The organism is Microbacterium sp. Y356, assembly GCF_059445355.1.
On record NZ_JCAIUE010000003.1, the window covers coordinates 24,536 to 44,283 of the forward strand.

16 protein-coding genes are annotated in these 19,748 nt (G+C 61.4%); 9 read left to right on the forward strand and 7 right to left on the reverse strand.

The window, feature by feature from the left end; genetic code table 11:
* The 5 genes from AC1C2Q_RS15740 to AC1C2Q_RS15760 all read left to right on the forward strand — a co-directional run bounded on the left by AC1C2Q_RS15740 (position 1) and on the right by AC1C2Q_RS15760 (position 9,488).
* Complete coding sequence (locus tag AC1C2Q_RS15740; RefSeq protein ID WP_495450873.1) at positions 1–1,458, forward strand: ATP-binding protein; 1,458 nt, start codon at positions 1–3, stop codon at positions 1,456–1,458.
* Positions 1,445–4,255 carry a Z1 domain-containing protein gene (locus tag AC1C2Q_RS15745; RefSeq protein ID WP_495450874.1) on the forward strand — a complete coding sequence of 937 codons (2,811 nt, stop codon included), beginning with the start codon at positions 1,445–1,447 and terminating at the stop codon, positions 4,253–4,255. The genes AC1C2Q_RS15740 and AC1C2Q_RS15745 overlap by 14 nt, the downstream gene beginning before the upstream one ends.
* Entirely contained in the window at positions 4,255–5,235 is a 981-nt protein-coding gene (locus AC1C2Q_RS15750) for a PD-(D/E)XK motif protein (protein WP_495450875.1), read from the forward strand. The genes AC1C2Q_RS15745 and AC1C2Q_RS15750 overlap by 1 nt, the downstream gene beginning before the upstream one ends.
* Positions 5,232–7,328 (forward strand): AIPR family protein, encoded by a 2,097-nt coding sequence (locus AC1C2Q_RS15755; RefSeq protein ID WP_495450877.1) that lies wholly within the window; start codon positions 5,232–5,234, stop codon positions 7,326–7,328. Before AC1C2Q_RS15750 ends, AC1C2Q_RS15755 begins: the two co-directional genes overlap by 4 nt.
* Positions 7,329–7,400: 72 nt before the next feature.
* Positions 7,401–9,488, forward strand: coding sequence for a KAP family NTPase (locus AC1C2Q_RS15760; protein ID WP_495450878.1), 2,088 nt, complete (start codon positions 7,401–7,403; stop codon positions 9,486–9,488).
* A gap of 431 nt (positions 9,489–9,919) precedes the next feature.
* Here AC1C2Q_RS15760 and AC1C2Q_RS15765 read toward each other — a convergent pair whose 3' ends face one another.
* From AC1C2Q_RS15765 to AC1C2Q_RS15775, 3 genes are read right to left on the reverse strand one after another with little or no spacing between them, the layout of a single operon-like run.
* Positions 9,920–10,513 carry a hypothetical protein gene (locus AC1C2Q_RS15765; RefSeq protein ID WP_495450879.1) on the reverse strand — a complete coding sequence of 198 codons (594 nt, stop codon included), beginning with the start codon at positions 10,511–10,513 and terminating at the stop codon, positions 9,920–9,922.
* Positions 10,514–10,564: 51 nt separating this feature from the next.
* On the reverse strand, positions 10,565–11,512 hold the full coding sequence (locus AC1C2Q_RS15770; RefSeq protein WP_495450880.1) for a hypothetical protein: 948 nt from the start codon (positions 11,510–11,512) through the stop codon (positions 10,565–10,567).
* On the reverse strand, positions 11,509–12,030 hold the full coding sequence (locus AC1C2Q_RS15775) for a KwaA family protein (protein WP_495450881.1): 522 nt from the start codon (positions 12,028–12,030) through the stop codon (positions 11,509–11,511). Before AC1C2Q_RS15775 ends, AC1C2Q_RS15770 begins: the two co-directional genes overlap by 4 nt.
* 674 nt (positions 12,031–12,704) lie before the next feature.
* Here AC1C2Q_RS15775 and AC1C2Q_RS15780 point away from each other — a divergent pair.
* Positions 12,705–13,139: a hypothetical protein gene (locus AC1C2Q_RS15780; protein ID WP_495450882.1), complete on the forward strand. Its 435-nt coding sequence runs from the start codon at positions 12,705–12,707 to the stop codon at positions 13,137–13,139.
* Positions 13,140–13,213: 74 nt separating this feature from the next.
* Here AC1C2Q_RS15780 and AC1C2Q_RS15785 read toward each other — a convergent pair whose 3' ends face one another.
* On the reverse strand, positions 13,214–13,648 hold the full coding sequence (locus AC1C2Q_RS15785; RefSeq protein WP_495450883.1) for a tyrosine-type recombinase/integrase: 435 nt from the start codon (positions 13,646–13,648) through the stop codon (positions 13,214–13,216).
* Between AC1C2Q_RS15785 and AC1C2Q_RS15790 the strand changes: the two genes are divergently transcribed.
* From AC1C2Q_RS15790 to AC1C2Q_RS15800, 3 genes are all read left to right on the forward strand, one after another.
* Positions 13,632–14,885: a PIN domain-containing protein gene (locus tag AC1C2Q_RS15790; RefSeq protein ID WP_495450884.1), complete on the forward strand. Its 1,254-nt coding sequence runs from the start codon at positions 13,632–13,634 to the stop codon at positions 14,883–14,885. The genes AC1C2Q_RS15785 and AC1C2Q_RS15790 overlap by 17 nt on opposite strands.
* Before the next feature lie 192 nt (positions 14,886–15,077).
* Positions 15,078–15,398 carry a hypothetical protein gene (locus AC1C2Q_RS15795; protein WP_495450885.1) on the forward strand — a complete coding sequence of 107 codons (321 nt, stop codon included), beginning with the start codon at positions 15,078–15,080 and terminating at the stop codon, positions 15,396–15,398.
* A 501-nt stretch (positions 15,399–15,899) separates the two neighbouring features.
* A complete protein-coding gene (locus AC1C2Q_RS15800) occupies positions 15,900–17,147 on the forward strand; it encodes a hypothetical protein (protein WP_495450886.1) in 1,248 nt (415 codons plus the stop codon).
* Between the two features lie 224 nt (positions 17,148–17,371).
* On the opposite strand, the gene AC1C2Q_RS15805 is transcribed toward AC1C2Q_RS15800, so the two are convergent.
* The 3 genes from AC1C2Q_RS15805 to AC1C2Q_RS15815 all read right to left on the reverse strand — a co-directional run bounded on the left by AC1C2Q_RS15805 (position 17,372) and on the right by AC1C2Q_RS15815 (position 19,748).
* The gene (locus tag AC1C2Q_RS15805) at positions 17,372–17,743 is read right to left on the reverse strand and encodes a tyrosine-type recombinase/integrase (protein WP_495450887.1); all 372 of its coding nucleotides are present in this window, start codon (positions 17,741–17,743) and stop codon (positions 17,372–17,374) included.
* Between the two features lie 99 nt (positions 17,744–17,842).
* On the reverse strand, positions 17,843–18,409 hold the full coding sequence (locus AC1C2Q_RS15810; protein ID WP_495450888.1) for an NADPH-dependent FMN reductase: 567 nt from the start codon (positions 18,407–18,409) through the stop codon (positions 17,843–17,845).
* Between the two features lie 64 nt (positions 18,410–18,473).
* The gene (locus AC1C2Q_RS15815) at positions 18,474–19,748 is read right to left on the reverse strand and encodes a dihydrolipoamide acetyltransferase family protein (RefSeq protein WP_495450889.1); all 1,275 of its coding nucleotides are present in this window, start codon (positions 19,746–19,748) and stop codon (positions 18,474–18,476) included.

Below are 19,748 nucleotides of genomic sequence, written 5' to 3' on the forward strand. Positions count from 1 at the left end.
ATGGAGTCGGAGGTCATCCAACCGAGCGTTAATCTGCTCGAATCCATGCGCTCGGTGGGCTACTCGTTCGCCGCCGCCGTCGCGGACCTTCTGGACAACTGCATCACCGCAGGAGCAGGCCACATCTCGATCGATGCAGACGTCATTGAGGGCAAGCATGTCGCTGTTCTGGACGACGGTCGCGGCATGACCTCCGAGGTGGCCCGAGAGGCGTTGCGTTTCGCGGGCTCCGTCGGTGATCGTGACGCTTCGGACCTTGGGCGCTTTGGGCTCGGCCTGAAGACGGCATCGCTTTCTCAAGCACGCTGTCTGACCGTAGTCACGAAGCGAGACGACACAGTGACGGCATTACGTTGGGACGTCGACTTCGTACGTGACTCGGGCAAATGGCTCCTGAATGTGCTCGACGAGACTGAGGTTCAGGAGTTGCCCTTATGGGGTGAGTTCGAGGGGCAAGCCAGTGGCACCCTTGTGGTGTGGAGCGAGCTGGACCTTCTCCTAGGAGACACTCTCACACCAGGTACCCATCTCGCCGAACGGCTCGGCGGTGTCCGTTCTAATCTCGCACTCGTCTTCCATAGGTTTCTCGCGGATCGGCGTGAACGACTCACGATTACGGTCAACGGAATCGCTTTGCGACCGATCGATCCGTTCTTGTCCGATAATCCGAAGACTCAGCGCACTGCTCTTGAGACTCTTCAGATCGGCGGCGCTGAGGTTCATGTTGAGGGTTTTACCCTTCCGCACCCTTCAGGGCTCACACCCCAGGAACGACAACGTCCGGACCTCGGCGAGGGGATGCGCGAGGCGCAGGGGTTCTACGTATACCGCAATCGTCGGCTGATTTCACACGGCCATTGGTACGGTCTCGCGCGAATGAATGAACTGTCGAAGCAAACCCGAGTCAAAGTCGATGTGCCAACGACCCTCGATGCGCTCTGGCAATTGGACATCAAAAAGTCTCGAGCAGAGCCGCCGGCTTCGTTCAAGTTGAGGCTCAGACAACTCATTGATCCGATCCTGGATCGCGGTCATCGGGTCCACACCTTCCGGGGGAGGCGCGAAAGCGCCGATGTCGCGCACGTGTGGACGAAGCTCAAGACTCGCGACGGGTTTCTCTATGAGGTGAACCTCGAAAGTCCGCTCGTCGGGGCGGTTCTGTCTCGTCTTGACGCTGAGGATGCCGAACGCGTGGTTGGGCTTTTGCAGACGGTTGCGACCACGTTCCCCGTCATGGACGCATATGTTGAGATCGCAGGGAACGTGCCGGCCTTAGGCACCCGACCAGCGCGAGAGGCGCTTATCGCTCGGCTCAACGACATGCGCCAATCAGGCATCTTTGACGACGACCCCGATGTCGTTGTGACGCAGCTGGTCGCTGTTGAGCCGTTCAACACTGTGGATGATCTCCACGCGCTCGTTAATCTCGTATGGAAGGGCTCCCATGCCGCTGAATGATCGTCAAGCTGAGTTCAAGGCGTACCTCAAAGACCAGTTGTTCAACCGGGTCCGGCCATTGGCCTTCGACGAGCTGGAGACGAAGGCGGCCGGTTTTGCATCCTTGCTGTTCGAAGACCTCAGCGCGATCGAGATCGAGGAGATCTTGAAAGAGCTGACGCTGGAAAACACTGTCGAGATGGTCTTGGGCGGCTCGATCGTCGATAAAGCGACGTTCAGGCCGTGGATCGCGCAACGCCGTGACGAGACTGAGACCCCTCGGTGGGATGCCTACAAGAAGCTGCTCATCAGCCGTGACTGGGAAGCGAACGTCATCAACACGCTGGACTCGCAGACCGATGACGTGGTCGAACTGCTGGGGAATCCGACGCAGACTGACGGGACGTGGCCCCGCCGCGGATTGCTTATGGGTGAGGTTCAGTCCGGAAAGACGGCGACCTACCTGGGCATTCTGAATAAGGCGCTTGACTACGGCTATCGCGTGATCATCGTCATCGGCGGCCACACGGAGAACTTGAGGCAGCAAACACAGACCCGGTTCGATACTGATCTTCTCGGGGTCGACTCGGAGACCTGGGAAGACGGCATCAGCAACGCTGCAATCCGGTACGTCGGTGTAGGAGAGATTTCCGGGCTTCGCGCTCACCTGATGACGACGGTCCGCCACGATTTCTCGAAGTCGAAGCGCGGGTCCAGCATCACCTGGGTCGACGGGGGACTTCCCACGGTGTTCATCACAAAGAAGACGCCATCGCTTCTGAACAACATTCGGACCTACATTAAGAGCCAGGCTCCTGGCGGGCGGCTGGATATTCCTCTCATCGTCATCGACGACGAATCGGACTGGGGCAGCCCGAACACGCGCGACAAGGAAGACCCGACTAGCGTCAATCGAGCGATTCGCGCGCTCCTCGACGTATCGACCCGGAGCTCCTACCTGGCTATCACTGCCACTCCGTTCGCCAACATTTTCATCGACGACCAGGCGGCCTTCGAGTTCGTGGAGAAGCCAGGAAGAGGCGAGCCGGCAGCTGACGGCCCTGGAACGGTTCTTACCGACCTATTTCCCAGCGACTACATCAGGGTCATGTTTCCCCCGAGCACATACCGCGGGATCGGCACGTACTTCCCAGAAGGTGGCCATACCGCGATCTCCACCGAAGTCGACGATTGTCTCCGACTCATCCCGATTAAGCACAAGAACCATCATCCGGTCCCCGCCCTCCCTGAATCAATGGAGATCGCAATGATCGAGTTCTTCCTGGGTACGGCGGTCCGTCGCATCCGGGATAAGAAGACCAAGACAGCGTCGATGCTCATCAACGTCTCTCGGTTCAAGAGCGTGGAGCGTCGCGTGGCGGATCTCGCCGACGAGTTCCTCAAGCAGACGGTCGCTGTCATTCTGAGCGAGTTCGCCCGACACACGACGGCAAGAAGTGCCGCCGCAGAGATGATTCAGCATGTGTGGAACGTTCGATTCGCTAATGTGAAGGACGTCACCTGGGAGCAGATGTCCGAGAAGCTCATTGAGGTAGCAGACGAGTTCCGCGTCGACCTCATCAACGGTGACACAGCCAAAGAGCGCGCGAAGCGCCGGAAGCTGATGACCGTTGCGGAACGAGAAGCTGACGACCTCGTTCCAAAAATCGTTGTCGGTGGCGACATCCTGTCACGTGGCCTCACCCTCGACGGACTCCAGGTGAGCTACTTCGTCCGAGAACCACGCACGATGGACACACTCATGCAAATGGGACGCTGGTTCGGTTACCGACCCCGCTTCGAAGACCTGGTACGCATCTGGATGCCCGAGACAACCCGCGCGGACTTCGAGCACTCTGCCGAGGTCACAGAGGAACTGAGAGAGACCCTCCTCGATATGAAGGCCCGGGGTCTAACCCCGAGAGACTTCGGACTACGGGTACGGGTCCATCCGGACAGCGTCGCCATCGTCGCCGCCAACAAGGGACGCGACACGGAAGTTGTGGACATTGGACCGATTGTCTGGGAAAACCGACTCGCCGAATCGTACGACCTCACTGGCGATGACAACATCGAGCAGCAGAACCAGGCAGCGGTCGAGGCGTTGATCACTCACCTGGGAGCCCCCACTTCGGTGAAGACCAGCGGCGGATTCGACGCATGGAGCAACGTGCCTCTCGAAGCCGTCCAGGAGTTTTTCGGGACTTTCCAAGGCGACCGCGGCAGCCAGTGGTTCGGCCCCGGCGGCGACGGCATCCTCCCCATCACTGACGCTTTTAAAGTCACACCCGGCAGCGACCGATGGACCGTCGTCCTAGTGAGCAGTAGCGGGGGAGGCGCTCAGCACCAGTTCGGCGCCATCTCCGTCGGTATGAGCCGGAGAAACAAGATGGGGCGCAGCCGCTCGGATGGACACATCCGCCTCGACCGTCGACGAGTCTCTTCCGGGACCGACGTCGCTGGATCGCTTACAAAGTCCGAGCGAGAGGCCATGGATACAGAGCCCCTCTTCACGGCGAGCGGAAAGCGAATGACCTCGCAAGCGCGGACCCTCGCCTGGATCGACCATCCGATCCTGATGATCTACACCGTCACTGCCGATGATCCGAAAAGCCCAGAAGACTCCGACCTGGACCAAGTGGAGACTGGACTTACTCGGCTCGCCGTGGCGATCGCGTTCCCCAAGATGACGCAAGACGAGATCGAAGACGCGACGCGAGACTCGAAGACCTATCGCGTCAACCAAGTCTTCTGGCGTGCTTACAACGGGCTCGTCGATGATGAAGGCGACGATGAAATAGACGAGGACGACATCTGATGGACGTGTCATCCCTGCGATCACGGTTCGAACAAGTCCTCTCCGGGACGAGTGGCCGGATGGTGGTCCTCGGTCAGACACCGTTCATGTTCGCCGCGGTCAACGACAACAGCCGTGCGGCACTGTTCATCAGAGTCTCGCTAACTCCGGCACAGGTTGTCAGCGACGGTCAAGGCTTCTCAGTGGAAACGACTCGGAGCGGCAGCAACGACTACGTTCAGATCACCGCCACAGACGGCGGACTTCCGCCGCTCTTCCTGAAACTGGTGGAGTACCTCCTGGAACGCGTGTCGGTTGCGACGTCCACCGACGAGGGCATTGGCGTACTGATCCGCTCAATTGAGGAGTATCGACGCTTCGTCGGTCAGCGGCGGGGCCGGCTGTCCGAACCCCTCGTCAGGGGCACATTCGCCGAACTCGTATTCCTGCGCACGCTCCTCACATCCGGCATGAGTGCAGACGACTCGGTGAAGGCGTGGCGCGGTCCCTGGGCTAAGGCAGGACTGGGCGTGCATGACTTCACCTTCGCCGATGGCCGCGGCATCGAAGTGAAGTCCACGCATCAACCGCCGGGCATGATCCGCGTGTCATCCCCAAGCCAACTGGTTCCCACCGGCCAGGCGCTCGATCTTCTCGTGCTTCCGGTTGAGGACGCGCCGCTCAACTCGAGCGCCGCGGTCCCCTTCCGCCAGTATGCGCAGCAAATAGGCGAAGCGCTCGCCGCCAGCCCGAGCGCAGCGGAGACATGGGATGCCGCGCTGGAGGCCCTGACACTCGACCTCTCCGACGAGTGGTACGACAAGTACCGGTTCCTCCCCGGAAAATGGCTACGGTTCCAAGTGAACGAAGGCTTCCCCCACCTCGACATCCCCTCGCTGCCTGCCGGAATCATCGATGTGCACTACTCCCTGGAGCTGCTGAGACTGTCACCGTTCACAGCACCCTTCGATGCGCTACTCGACGATCTCGGGCTTTCGTGAGCAGCGAAGTCGATGATCTCCGCAATGAGATCAAGGTCGCAGCGATCGCCGGGGAAGGCGCCTTCGAGATTGAGGCCTTTGCGGAAGTCTTCGCAGCAAGGCTCGAAGATGCAGAGGCGGTCGCCAATCTGAACATTGAGCCACTCCGATGCAACGGCCCGCGAGGCAAGCGCCTCGAACTTCTCGGTTATGCAGAGAACTCCATCGAACAATCGCTGGTCATCCTCGCCGGGAGGTATTTCGGGCGCGACGAAACACTCACTATGACAGGAGCGAAGGACGCGATCGGACGCGCGACCGGCTTCGTAGAGGCGGCTGCCAACGGATGGTTGACCACAAACCTAGAGCTGTCCTCGCGGGAGCGGGAGTATGCGGACTACTTCTCGAAGCAGATCGCGGAGGGGAGGATCGCGAAGATCCGGACCATCCTCATCACCGACGGCACAATGAGCGACCGGATTCGGACCATCGAGAGCGACGTTGTGGCTGGACTGAGAACAACGTACGAGGTGTGGGACCAGCGCAGAATCATCGACGCAGCGCTTCCCGACCGGGGGAGCGAGGACATCCACGTCGACTTTACGAAGTGGATTCCTGACGGTCTGCCGTGCTTGGTGACAGCTGGAGACGACGAGACAACCCGGACGTACCTCGCAGTCATTCCCGCGAAGGTCCTCGCAGACGTGTTCGACGAGTACGGCAGCCTCCTCCTGGAATCGAATGTCCGAACGTTCCTAAGCGCGCGAGGACAAGTCAACCGCGGTATCCAAGCCACCCTCGCCCAAGAGCCGGAACGCTTCCTTGCTTACAACAATGGCCTGACCACAACTGCGACTGAGGTGGAACTCGGACGCTCGCCACAGGGGACCACCATCCGTCGCCTCCACCGTTGGCAGATAGTCAACGGGGGACAGACGACCGCCTCGCTTGCTCACTTTCTACGGAGCGACAAGAGCAGAAACGTGGACGGCGTCTCAATCCAAATGAAGCTCGTCACCGTCAACGATTTGGACTCCGCGAACGTCGTCCAGTCAGTCGCGAAGTACGCGAACAGTCAGAACAGAGTAAGCGCAGCAGACTTGTTCTCGACCCACGAGTTTCACGTGCGCTTGGAGCAGATCAGCCGCCGTCTCAAGGCGCCGGCGCAAGAAGGCAAGCAGTACCAGACTGGCTGGTACTACGAACGTGCCCGAGGGCAGTGGGAGAACGATCGGGCAGCACGCGGCCCGGCAGGTGAACAGGCGAAGTTCGAACTTGAGTACCCCAAGTCCCAACGGATCACGAAGACCGACTGGGCGAAGTACGACTACTGCTGGAACCAGCACCCCGACCTTGTGAGCAAAGGAGCGCAGTCTGTCTTCGCCGACTACGCAAACAAGGTCGATGCACAGTGGACGAAAGACGACGGCAAGGGCGCCGACGCCTACGGCGACGGTTACTTCCGCACCAGCATCGGCAAAGCAATCATGTACGCGACGCTTCGCAGCGAGGTACTCAAGCAAGATTGGTACAGGAGCGCACCGGGCTACCTGGCGAACATCGTGGCATACGCCATCTCGCGGTTCGCGCTCCAGGTCAGTGCCCAATTCGGCGGGGCCAAGTATGACTTCGACCGCGTCTGGAAACTTCAGGCAATCAGCAGTGCAACGCTCGAAGGTCTCGTCCAGAGTGCTCGGCTCGCGCAACAGCACCTTACTGATCCGAATCGCCCACAAGCCAACGTGACACAGTGGGCCAAGCAGCAAGCCTGCTGGGAAGTACTCAAGAGAGCCCACATCCGGCTCGATGGCGCTGTCGAAGATGATCTGATCAGCGCGGCGCAGGCTCATGTGCAAGCTGCCGATGACCGTAAGCAACGCGTGATTGATACCGGCTTCGAGGTCGTCAGGAGGGTTCTCGGGCTCAGTCCACAGGTTTGGGAGACCGTCTACGGAGCAACGGCGCAGGTTCCGATGTCGCCTACCGAGAAAAACCTCGTGGAGCTGTTCGGCTTGCGGCAGGGACGCGTTCCCTCGGATCGGCAGGCTGCTGTGCTCTTACGATTGCTTGACCGTATGGCAGACCACGGAATCATCAGTCGCGACGCTTACTAACAGGCCGACGCTTAGACCATTTCGCTGCAGCAGAACGCCCGGGTCAATCGACTCTCAGAGGATAATTGGCGTATGGGCGAAAATGCTTGGACAGACGAAGCGCTCCGTTCGAGGAAGCTTGACACTCTTGGTCGGTTGTCGTACGCGCAACGCGCCGCGGAACTGATCCACACGACCCACTCGTTCGAGTCGAGCGCAGTTTTCGGGCTCAGCGGCCCATGGGGTAGCGGCAAGACGTCGCTGGTGAACATGATCGTTGAGGAGCTACAGAGCGAGCACCCCAAGTGGGCTGTGGCAAGGTTCACGCCTTGGGCAACGAGTGATGTTTCCGGGCTCTTGGGCGAGTTCTATTCGTCCCTCGCGGAGGTGCTCCCCAGGAAGAAGGGGCAGCAGGTGCGGCGGGCTCTTGCCGTGACAGCGTCCGTCGCTGCACCCGCTGCGAACCTGATTCCGATCGCCGGTGGCGCTGCCGCCGAAGGGGTTCGGCTCATGGGTGAGGCATTGGCGAAGTCGCCGTCGTGGCAGGTCGCGTTCAATAAGGCGTCGGAGGAGCTGAAGGAGCTCAAGAAGCCGATACTCGTGGTGGTCGACGACATCGACCGGCTCCATGGTGATGAGCTGTTGGCGTTGCTGAAGGTGGTTCGGTTGCTCGGCAGGTTCGACGGCGTTCAGTACCTGCTCGCCTACGATGACGAGACCCTATACAGGAGCATGACCGAATCAATCGCGGTAAATCCCCATGACGGTTCGGCCGAACGATTCATGGAGAAGATCGTTCAATACCCACTCTTCGTGCCCCCACTACTACGGCACCAGCAGGTTGCCCGATTGAACACGGGGCTTGCTCGCATCTCGCGAGAAGCTGTCGACGATGGTTCGCCTGGCCAACGTCTCGGCGCTCTGGTCGACTGCTTCACGGATCTATTGACGACGCCGCGCGCGATCGATCGCTACATTGCTCAGCTGCAGCACCACATCCCGCTCCTACCTCCCAACGAGGTCGACGACGAGGACGTTCAACTGCTGACTCTCATCCGCGTCAGCTTCCCGTCTCTTTTCAACTCCATTCCGCGATACCGCAACGAACTGCTCTCCGGACACACCGGGGAGATGAATTTTGGCGCCAAGTCAATCGAGTACGAGCCGTTCGATATCGAGCCGCTACTCAAGGTCGTCCCGGAGGAACGCCGTGGCACCGCCCGGGAGCTGCTCGTCTCCCTATTCCCAAAGAACCGGAAGAAGGGACAGCTCTCGGCTCATGCAAGCACTCGGCGCCAGAGCGTCCAGCACGAAGAGTACTTCGACCGCTACTTCGCGATGGGCATCCTCGACCACGACGTCAGCGACGCGACGGTCGATGCTGCAGTCAGGGCGGCGACCGGTGGGGATGGGCAACCGTTGGTACACCTTCTCGTCGGGACATCGGACGAGTTCCGGAGTTTGGTGCTCGGAAAATGTCTCAGCCCGTCGAACCAACCAGCCACAGATGCTGACAGGATTCAGTTGGCTCAAGTTCTCGCTGAGATCGCCAACCACCTCCCTTCAGACGACACCGCGCCGTTCAATGACCTTGACCAGCTCCTCGCTTGGACTGGTCAGTTGCTCGTCGCGCTCCCTAAGGACACACCACCTGAAACCGTGCAGGCCGTGCTCTGGAAGATCAGCGGTCCAGTGCTTCGCATCCGGGCATGGAGGAGGATAGAGAACAGCATTGACCACGCGTATCGGTCTGAGAAGCCGTCCTGGTATGAGAAGGCAACGGCAACTCTGGTCGATGAGTCCATCGCGGACTTTCTGAATCACCTCAAGCAGGGCGACGACGCGGCGACTGGTTCTGGCGTCGGATACCAGGTCCACTTCATTCTGCGGCACCGCGTGGAACAGCTCCGGGCCGCTATCCGCGAGCTCCTCGACTCGAAGGACGTGGACCTCTCGATCCTCGCCTCGAGACTCGTATCGGCTCGAACGATCACCGGCATCAAGCCAGATTGGAAGCTGTCGGCCGACTTCGATCAGGAGACGTTCAACCAGGTTGCGCCGCCGGGCGGCGACCCTTGGTATGAAGAACCCGTTCAGGACGTGGACGTTCGGGATCTGAGCTGGGCAAACCGCCGCAAGTTCGCTGCGGGCCGGGTCAGGCCGCCGATACCGACGACGTAGGCCGAGGCGGCGGTCTTCATGGCTACCTCGATCGGTTCCGTTTTCACATGACGAATTGGCAATGGCACCGCGAGATCAGCATTAGACCCCGTTCATGTGGTCGAGACAGATGGTCTCATTCATCAGTTTTCGGCCTTCGTGTTCGTCCACGACTCGGTGCTCCCACCGACTGTGCCCCGACTCTGTAGCCCGGTGTCCCGTTTCGGTGACCTCTGAGTAACGTCGCCGGCTCCTGAATCATGCAAGCCATGACCTGAAGCGGGCCTCGTGAGGCGCATAAAGATCTGGAAAATCAAGCGAGCTGACCGATCTGGGTACCTGGGTCAAGCTGCATCGGCTAGCCGGGCGGAGGTGCCGGCGTCGCTCTCCTCGCGAGCAGACCTGGACAATTCAGTCGACTATGACAGGAGACGTTGCGATGGCGGATCTGTTTAGTCGTGCTTGATCAGCCAGTTAAGGTCGATTAACTGATCGATGCTTGCGATTGGTAGGGGCGCGCCTAGCTCAGCCGCAACACACGCGCGCCACTTCAACCGTCCCAGGTGCGCTTGCGCAATCATCGAGTAGACGTCGTCTGCCTCGAAACCCCATTCACGCATCCCTTCGTTACTCGCGCGATCGAGCCAGGCTGGGGTCATTTGCGCCCGAGGCGTTCGGTTCAGTCGCGGCCAGCGGCCTCGCTGAATCGTCGACTTGACCTCTATCGCGAAGATAGCTGACAGTGATGGGTCGAGCATCAGCAGATCGACTCCATGCCCAGCGGAGTACCCGCTGTCGTCGTCATACAGCGGCTGCCACCCGAAGTCGACGAGCATCGACTCAACGAGCGCCTCAGCGATGTTTCCGAGCGCTGGAAGCGTCGCCCATCGAGCGTGTACGGGAATCGTGATTCTCTCCAGGAGAATCGCCCGAATATGCTCTTCGATTTCCGCTACTTGCTCCGGCCGGGAGAGCAGGTCAGGAGTCGCTGTCATCGCACTAGCGAGCGACTCCGGTGGGATGTCGAACTGGGTCGCGGTACGCAAAGCCTGCAATGTCCGTGCACGAATCGCCTCCGACATCTCTCCCCGCTCCCGCTAGGTGCGAACGCGCTGTTTCGAACCTGCCTCGTAGTTTCGGTCGGTGAGGTAACTGTGGAGGTAGTCGTCGGCGAGCAGCCGGGGGATCTGGTGCCGGTGCTGGGGCGACGTGTCGAACCGCAAGGCCTTCTTCCCGTCGACCGTGCCGATGGGAATGTCATAATCCGGGTAGGACTCGACGAAAGCGATGAGCTTCTTCGTCGTCAGGTTCTTCGCGTAGTCCGGGTCGGACTGAAGAAGGCGAGCAACGTATGCCATCTTCGCGCGCATGCCCGGGTCGTCCATCACCGCCTGCTCCAGTTCTGCGAACCCGTCGATGCGGATCTTGGCTGTCACCGCTGTCAGCGTGTCACGGGCGAGCTGGCGCGCCTTGTCGGGCGCATGGAGCTTCGTCTGAATGAGGGTGACCGTCGTGAAGTACGCGAACTCGCCAAATGTGAGCACATCGAATCGGGGCTCGTAGAAAAGCACGTCGCCCTCGATCGGTCGGTAGATCCCGTCCCGCGGGATGAGCGTGATGCCGCGGGACCGTCTCGTCGCGATCCCGGGACCCTTGAGCCGGTAGACAACGATTCGATTCGCGCCCGTGCCCACCGCGTGCGCCATTGCGACGACGGCCTGTCCACCAGCGTCGTTGGGCACATCGCCGCGTCGAATCGCCGCGTCGACGGCTGCAAGCTCTGGGATTTCGCTGAGCTTCTCGACGAGGACCTGAGAGTTACTAGTCTGATAGGACGGGTCGTACTCGAGGAACTGCTTATCTGTCAGCGATTCCGCGAACCGACGGACGTCGCCGACGACGTCCGAGGCCATCCCATCGACAAGGTCGAACCGGGTCAACTCCGAATCGGCCAGTGCGTCTCCGCGGATGACGAAGTTGTCCAACCCAGTCGGATCTGCTCCAAGCGCGGTAGCGAGCGCTTGGCGCGCCGGTTCCTCGGTCACGGTCGTCCCTTCAATTGGATAGCGACATCGTCACCAAGGTATCGACATTCGATGACCCCGTGCTGCGGAAGATGTCGGGACCTTGACAGCACCATCGTTGCCGCGCCGCTGGTTGCGGTCACCTCATAGAGCCGGAAGCCAATGACGGCAAGGGTGGGATTCAGGTGATAGAGCCCGGCGCGAACATAGATGATCACGAGAAGCAGAACGAGCGCGATCGTCGCCACTAAAGATGCGATGTCATCACTGAACAACGTGACCACGACCGGGACGACATAGCTCGACGTGAACGCGAGAACGCTCTCGTCCGTGCGTCTGACCTCCGCCGACTCCACGGGACGGGCCTGAAGCCGGGCGACGCTGCCAAGCACAAGCCAAAGGAGCGCTAGCGACAGGAGACAACCAGCAAGTATCGCCCAGCTGACCCACCCCAGCGTCGGTAGCTTCAGGATCGCGATCAAAGCTAGCAACGGCGCGAACGCCGATACGAGTAGCCCTGCACCTACGATTCCCTTCATGACTCGACTGTAGAGGTAAGGACAGACAGCCAAGCGGATCGGCCACATCACTCGACCACTATCTCGGCCATACCAAACGTTCCCACCAGGCGTCAGCACGCCGTAGCCTGACGCGAAGGTATCGAACGAGTCCTTTAGGAGGTGGGCTGAATGGGCGTGAATCGGGTGTGGGCGTCGCTGGTTCGCGCTCGGCACCACGATCAACGTATCCGCGGCGAACCCGCCGCGGAGTCGTGCGTATTGCGGCGCCATCAGCTCTGCATCCACCGATAATGTCGAGGAAGGAGCCGCGAGATGACTCAGCAAGAAGGATTCAGGCCGGCGGGCAGGCAAAGCAAGCGAGGCAGATGCACTCTGTGCGGCAATGTCCGCACGCTCACCAAAGCGCATGTGCCGCCGAAGGCAGCGTTCAACCAGGGCAATTTCGCCTGGGCGGGACGACGTCGGACAACCGCCTCACCTACGGTAGGGCACAACTCGGAGGCGCAAGCCGATACGCGCATTGCAATTCCTGCAGGGCGATCACCTCGCCCTGGGACGACGAGTACATTCGATGGGCGCACTGCTTTGCGGGCCACCTCGTCCGCTCGCCGCTGAACGGGCAACGGGCTCAGATCGCGGGCGAACTCGATGGTGTGCGCCCGGGCAGATTCATCCGTGCCGCGCTCGCAGGTATGACCGCCCTGACTCCGAGACTCATTGACTCACACCCGGATCTCGTCCGGACCGTGCGGGAGGGGGTGTCGGCTCTGCCGTCGGAAGACATCCGATTCCTCGTCGCAATCGCGCCCGATAGAAGCCGTGCCCACGTCGAAGGCAGCCATGATGCGCTCGCAATCTACATGGCGCGAGACGTCGAAAGCGGAGAATGGGCCGAGAAGACACGGCCTGCGATATCTGCCGTGATCCACTTTGCGCCGTTTAGCCTGCTCCTTGCAGATCGCAGTCTGGTAGACGCGCTCCCACACGTCGACTGCACCGACTGGCTGCAGTACGGAATTGACGACGTTGCGAAAGTGTCTTTTGCCTTCCCCGTAGTCGATCTTCCGGCAACGCCTGATTCCCCGGTCCCCATCTCGATGCTTCATTTCATCGGGAGCAAGACGTAGCCGCGACCGTTGACGCGTCGCACGCGGTCCTTGACAGCACTGGAGCGATCAGTAGGCAGGCACTGCGTGGGGCGTCAGAGGGCTCGCGCGGTCGGGCCGCCTCGTTCGGCCTGACGCTTCTGTCCGGAGGGGGAGAGGAATACGCTGGCTTGCTCTGCCGCGGAGGCAAGGCGCCCGTCATCGGGATGCAGGTATCCGCGAGTAGTTTTCATGGATGCGTGCCCAAGAATCTCTTGAAGCACGTGCAGCGGGACACCGGGGTCGGCCATCCACGTCGCTCCGGTGTGGCGGAGTCTGTGGCGGGCGAGGTTGGGGGCCGAGGCCTGCGACGATCGAGTCCCAGTTGGTGGCATCCCTGACAGTCGCCGTGGTGAGCACATGTCATCGGTGGCCGCGTACCGATGAAACCCCTGCCCTGAGACCAGTAGCGTCCATGGCAGGGGCGTGTCGCCTGGCGATATACGGTCGATGGGCTTAGGGCATGATGGGGGCATGCTCTTCGTCGTCATGGACACCAATGCGTTGTTCCGAGACCCGTGGATGACCCGCGATGCGGCGCCGAAGCTGGTCGACCTAGCCGCCGCCGGTGCGTGCGAGATCGTGTATCCGCAGGTCGTCATCGACGAGTTGCGGCGTCAGCGCGTGGAGTCGGCTAGGGGCGCTCACGAGGATGCAGCAGCCAGTGTCCAGCAGATGCGCGCGGCCGGGAGTGATGTCACCCAGACAGCCAACGATCTCAGCGCAGCCCACGACCGCATCGAAGCCGACATCGACAGCACGTTCCATGCAGTGCTGGCACGCGACGGCGTCCATGCAGCGCCGGTGCCGAAGGTGCCGACGTCGGATCTTCTGCGCCGAGATTTGGGCCGACGCCGGCCGTTCCTCGAGATCGAACAGGGGAAGACGAAGAAGTCCCTCGGCTTCCGCGATGTGCTGATTTGGGAGAGCGTTCTTGAACTCCTGGTCGGCGCTGAGCTCGACGACAAGGTGCTGTTCGTGACGTTCGACAACGGCTTCCTCGCCGAGGATAAGAAGTCCCTACATCAGGATTTGATGGACGACGTCGATCGACTCGTGATCCCGCGGAATCGCATCTCCTGGTCCCGAAATATCGTTGAGGCGATCGCCATCGTGGAAGCGCAGGTACCCGCGTCGCCCCCGGTGGAGACCATGCCCCCGGTGGAGGAGTCTCCAGAACCGAAACCCACAGCATCAAGGCCGTCAAAGAATCCCATCGACGTGGCCGTGAACGAGCTGAAGCAGATGCGTTCTCCCGTGGCAAAGGTCGACCTGGTCAAGGCGGCCACGGACGCTCTCTATGACCTCATGAACGAGAGCGTCTCCGAGCAGCTCATCTACGGCGGCGACTACGGCTACCCCTCGTTCGTGAAGTTCACTGTGCCAGCGATTGAGGACGCCGCCATCGCGGGCATCGACCAGACGACGGAGTTCTCCTTCAAGGAGGACCCTGCGTCGCCTGACGTGATCATCGCAACCGCAGTAGCTGTCGTGACCCTCGAAGGGGGGCTCTACCGAGGGGACTGGCACTCTGGCGACGGCGAGGTGAGCATTATCGGGGAACTTAACAATCACTACCTCGAGGCCAGCGCGGAGGTCGAGGTTCGGGTTGTCGTCCAGCTCGACATCGAGGGCGGATCCGGGATCCCGATCGATGTGGTTCTTGAAGACCCACGGCCTGCGGTTGGCATTGCCGATGACGTGCTGGACTTCGCGCTCGCTGACTGACCGCTTGTTGCTGGGAACGGCGAGGCTCTGCCAAGGTCAGAGCATGTTCACCTTACCTGCAGTGGGATAGCGCTTTGGCGTCATTTCAACAGACATCGCTACCGCTCGGCGCCTCCCGCAGTGGACGTGGCGACGTGGTGGCATGGGAGGAGCGACTACGCGCCTAATCGAAAGACGCAGAGTCTCGCTGGGGTGACGCACCTCGGCAACAAGGCGGCTGCGCAGTCTCGTGCCGAAACCCAGGCCGCTTTCAAAGTAGCTTCCGCAGGTATCAGTGAACTGAGCTTCCCTTCGAGTCTCACGGGCTTGCCACAGGCCTACATCGAGAACCCCGGCCAGCCCGAGATGGAGACCTATGAGAAGTCGTTGCTCGACTCTGAGTTCGATGCGGCGTTTACGTGGAACACGAAAGAGAGCAACAGGGCGTGGACGGTCATCGTGCGCCGAAGCACTCTCGGTGACATCCCCAACCGTCTCGGCACAGGGTTTCAAGTAGTCTCGACAACCTCCTGATACTTCGTTCTACGAGGAGACGCCTCTTGAGATCCGTCAGCGGGCGCTTTGGGCCATTCTCAAGGCGCTGACAAACCATTGTCGGAACTGCGAACGAGCTTGGCAGGCAGTCCCCTCGACGGGAGCCAGGTCGACCGCGACGGCCATGGCACAATTCTGTCGGATGGACTCCCGGCCTCATCCAGGCGGTCGCGACTGCCGTCCGGGTGGAGCATGGAAGCCTCCGTTTGGGTTGCCGAAACCCGGTAGTCGACCCGCCGCCTGAGCGCGCTACCGGTCTGCTGGCGCGTCCTCCGTGCGTGACATGGCGGTAGTCCGCCTGTACGCTTGATCCCAAGCAGTCTGGACTGCTTATCTCCGAGTCGGGATCCCCACGTGATCTCGGCCTCGAAGGACAACCGAGGCGGATCCAGATGCAGTGTCCTTCTAGTTGAGAACTCTCTTCATAGTTGCCGGCTCTGCGGACGTGGGGCGCGAGCAGCGGCACAGATGGAGATTGAGATGACCAACAACAGCAGTACAGTTGCGCGCTCACGCGAGATTGAGCGCGATGCGAAAGCCTGGAGCAAGTTCTCTGGAATGAAGTACACCCAGGCACTCCGCCTAATGGAACACCCGCTCGCCCAAGGCATCCTGGGGGACCGAATCTGCGCCCGAGACGTGATCCGAGTACTGACCGATCACGCGGTGCTTTCAGAACCGGTGTGGGATGCCGACAGCGATGGCGGCGAGTTCGAGACCGATGTGCGCGTCAGCCACCTCGGCGACAGCGGTCTCTTCTCTGCTGAGGCACGACCGCTCTCGGCGAGCAAAGAGACGGACTACCTCGAGATCATCCTCACGGCGGAAGTGCTTCGGGCGTTCACTATGACAAGCGAGCCGCTGAGCGAGGCGTACAGCTACAACCTCAAGCACACTGCGGAGGAGTTCCTGGGTGAGCACCTTGGGGACTTCTCGTACGTCACGAACGGTCAGACGATATGGGCGGCCGCGGCGGTCGGCATCCCGCTCGCGGAGAGCAGCCCTGGCGAGTTCTCTCTTAACACTGACTTTGGACTCGTTCCTGAGCAGGTCGAGTACGCGCGACGGATGCGACGAAACTCTGGGTCCTCCCGTGACGAAATGCGAGCCCATCATCATCGTCCGCCGGGGTATGTGTTCCTGCAGGAGGCGCTGCAGCGCTACCGTGTCTCTGGCGAGGCGCCCGGTCGTTGGAACGGAATCGATGAGCATGCTGAGCTGCTGACGAGCCCGTTCCACGAGTGGCTCGTTGCGCAGGCTGCGAGCGTGGGCGAGCGCGGGGCGCAGGGCTCGCGGGAGAGGCTGGCCGGCGACTACGCAGCGGGCGTGAGAGACGGCGACCACGGTGTTGCCAGTCAGCCTGAGGACCTGATGGATATCCTCCGCGGCTCCGGAGCGGACGAGGACTTCTTCGAGATGGCTCGCAGCGCAGTCGTCGGCTGGGCGCGGACGTCGCCGGAGTCGACGGGCATCCGCACGGAGCTCACCGACTCGAGTCGATCCAGCCACAGCGGCTGGGGTGCCGGTTCCGGTAACGTCGAGCGGTACGAGTATCACTGCCCATGTCGGGCAGGGTCGATTCTCGAGGAACACGACAACATTCCGGGATTCCGTGAGCACGACGTGAGGATCATGTGCGACGTGTGCCGCGAAGAGTGGGACTTCGTCTCCGGACTCTCAGTGCGCGGGTGGCGGATCGCGCCCGTTCTCGCACCGGCTGCCGCCTGATGACTTCTGGTCCCAACCCCGCAGTGGCGTGCGAGCATCACTGCGGGGTGGGGAACGGTCTGACGCCAGTTCCTGCCGGGGCCGCTGCCCTGGTGATCTAAGGAGGGGGACCAGAAGGGGACCAGAATCATGCAAACTATGCATTGCACGACGTGTCCTGCATGATCTGATCCGCGGAACTACGCGGTTCTTGGCCCGATTCGGGCCGTTTGGACGCCTGGGGGTCAAGGGGTCGCAGGTTCAAATCCTGTCAGCCCGACAGAAAAGTCCTGATGAGAAGCAATTTTCATCAGGACCTTGTCGTTTCTAGAGATGGTTTTCGCCCAGCGTGATCGGGTCCAAAAGTGGGTGCGCGCTGTTCGCTCGAGTGTCGGCTGAGCCGGCTCGGTTTGTGATGAATGCACCTTTGCGGCCGCGGGGAGGTGCCCGTGGTCCGAGTGCAGGTAGCCCTTGGTGGTCTCGATGGACTGGTGTCCGAGGATCTCTTGGAGCACGTGTAGGGGGATGCCAGCGTCGGCCATCCAGGTGGCGCTGGTGTGGCTCCGGGAGTTTGACCTCGACTCCCAGATCGTAGTCGACGACCTCGAAGCACCCATTAGGAACTTGGGCCCGTGCGTCAACGCTCAGATCGGTGTGGAACACGAATCTGTCGACCGCGACTGATCGCCGCGGTCGACAGAGTGCGAAACGGACGCTCAAACGGACGCGCGGATGGTGTGCACGACGTGCTCGTGCAAGGACTTCAGCCAGTTGATCAGGAACTCCGTGGTGCTGTCGTCCGTCACGACGCCGTCTTCCGTGATGAGACCCTCGCGCGACTGCAGGTAGGCCTCGGGCTGAGTGAGCGTCGGTGACGCGAGGAACGCCAGGGTGGTACGCAACTGCTGCTGGGCGACTGCCGTGCCGATCGCGCCAATCGACATGCCAATGACGGCCGAGGGCTTGTCGTCGAAGCTGTTGTCACCCCATGGACGGCTGGCCGTGTCGACCGCATTCTTGAGAACGCCGGGCACCGAGCGGTTGTACTCGGGGGAGACCAGGATCACAGCGTCGGCTGCTTCGATCGCTCGCTTGAAGTCCGCAGCTTCGGCGGGGATCGCGGAGTCGTGGTCCGCCGAGTAGAACGGAAGGTTCCGGATCGGAATCTCGGTGAGGTGCAGATCTGCCTGCGGTGCGAGCTTGGTGAGGGCGCGGGCGAGGCACCTGTTGATGGATGTCGAGGAGATGCTTCCGACGATCAGGCCGATGTCGTACGTGGTCATGCTGTTTTCCTTTCGGTGGGGACGGCACGGGACGATGAACGCAATTTGCCGGTATTCATGGTTCTCAGCTGACGACGCGGAGGGGGTTCTCGAGCAGGGTCTTCAGCGTCGCCAGGAACCGAGCGGCGTCGGCTCCGTCGATGATCCGATGGTCGGAAGTCAGCGTGAGGCTGAGCATGCGGCGCGTGATCAGCTCTTCGTCGACGAGCGAGAGTTCGTCCCGCGTACCGCCGACGGCGAGGATCGCACCCTGCGGGGGATTGATGATCGCGGTGAAGTGATCGACCCCGAACATTCCGAGGTTGCTGATGGTGAAGGTTCCTCCATTCATGTCCGCGGTCGTTAGCCTTCTCTCCGCGGCCTTGCCAACGAGGGCTCGCGACATCTCGGCGATTGATGTCACCGAAGCGCGGTCCGCATCGCGGATCACAGGGATGACGAGCCCTGCCAGAGACGCGACCGCGATGCCGATATGCACGTGAGCGTGCAGCACGGTGACTCCGCCGCCCGTCGGATCGTACGACGCATTGACGACGGGATGCTCGCGGAGCGCGAGGGCGACCGCACGCACGAGGAGATCGTTCACGCTCACCTTGACGCCGGTATCGGCGTGGGCCTCGTTGATGCGTCCACGGAGGATCAGCAGCTCGCCGACGTCCGCTGACACGGTCGCAGTGAAGGTCGGGACGGTCGTTGCGCTCTCCGTCAGACGTGTGGCGACGGCCTGGCGGATCTTGTCGAAGGGGATCCGCCCGGATGATTTTTCGATGGGGGTATCTGGCGCGTGGGTCGTCGACTCGGACGGCAAATCGGGTGTCGGGATCGCGACAGCGTCGAGGTCCGCGCGCACGATTCGTCCGCCCGGCCCCGTCCCAGAGACGAGATCGAGATCGATCCTCTGTTCGCGAGCCAGTCTCCGGACGAGTGGTGTGGCGGGGCGATACTCCGGCTGGCCGATCGGTTCAGGTTCCGGCGCCTCGGCCGGTGAAGAATCGGATGCTGCCGTGGCGGCGGGGGGCGCGACCACGGCAACATCCTCGGCTCCCGCGTCCGCGGGGGGAGCGGAGTCCGCCGCGGGAGCATCCGTGGGCCTGGACGGCCCGGTTCCGTCGTCGAGTCGCGCGATCGGGGTGCCGATCTCGACGTTCTCGCCTTCGGCGACCAGGATTTCGACGAGGACGCCTGCGTCATAGGCCTCCTGTTCCATCAGTGCCTTGTCGGTCTCGATCTCGACGAGGATGTCGCCGGGCTTGACCTCGTCGCCGATCTTCTTGTGCCATGCCGCAATGGCGCCCTCCGTCATCGTGTCGGACAGACGGGGCATGAGGATGTCGATCAT

Coding starts and splice junctions, on each gene's coding strand:
- AC1C2Q_RS15790 (WP_495450884.1), top strand. CDS start 13,632: ATGCTCTTCGTCGTCATGGACACCAATGCGTTGTTCCGAGACCCGTGG.
- AC1C2Q_RS15750 (WP_495450875.1), top strand. CDS start 4,255: ATGGACGTGTCATCCCTGCGATCACGGTTCGAACAAGTCCTCTCCGGG.
- AC1C2Q_RS15745 (WP_495450874.1), top strand. CDS start 1,445: ATGCCGCTGAATGATCGTCAAGCTGAGTTCAAGGCGTACCTCAAAGAC.
- AC1C2Q_RS15775 (WP_495450881.1), bottom strand. CDS start 12,030: ATGAAGGGAATCGTAGGTGCAGGGCTACTCGTATCGGCGTTCGCGCCG.
- AC1C2Q_RS15800 (WP_495450886.1), top strand. CDS start 15,900: ATGACCAACAACAGCAGTACAGTTGCGCGCTCACGCGAGATTGAGCGC.
- AC1C2Q_RS15780 (WP_495450882.1), top strand. CDS start 12,705: ATGACCGCCCTGACTCCGAGACTCATTGACTCACACCCGGATCTCGTC.
- AC1C2Q_RS15810 (WP_495450888.1), bottom strand. CDS start 18,409: ATGACCACGTACGACATCGGCCTGATCGTCGGAAGCATCTCCTCGACA.
- AC1C2Q_RS15740 (WP_495450873.1), top strand. CDS start 1: ATGGAGTCGGAGGTCATCCAACCGAGCGTTAATCTGCTCGAATCCATG.
- AC1C2Q_RS15815 (WP_495450889.1), bottom strand. CDS start 19,748: ATGATCGACATCCTCATGCCCCGTCTGTCCGACACGATGACGGAGGGC.
- AC1C2Q_RS15760 (WP_495450878.1), top strand. CDS start 7,401: ATGGGCGAAAATGCTTGGACAGACGAAGCGCTCCGTTCGAGGAAGCTT.
- AC1C2Q_RS15785 (WP_495450883.1), bottom strand. CDS start 13,648: ATGACGACGAAGAGCATGCCCCCATCATGCCCTAAGCCCATCGACCGT.
- AC1C2Q_RS15805 (WP_495450887.1), bottom strand. CDS start 17,743: ATGGGTGCTTCGAGGTCGTCGACTACGATCTGGGAGTCGAGGTCAAAC.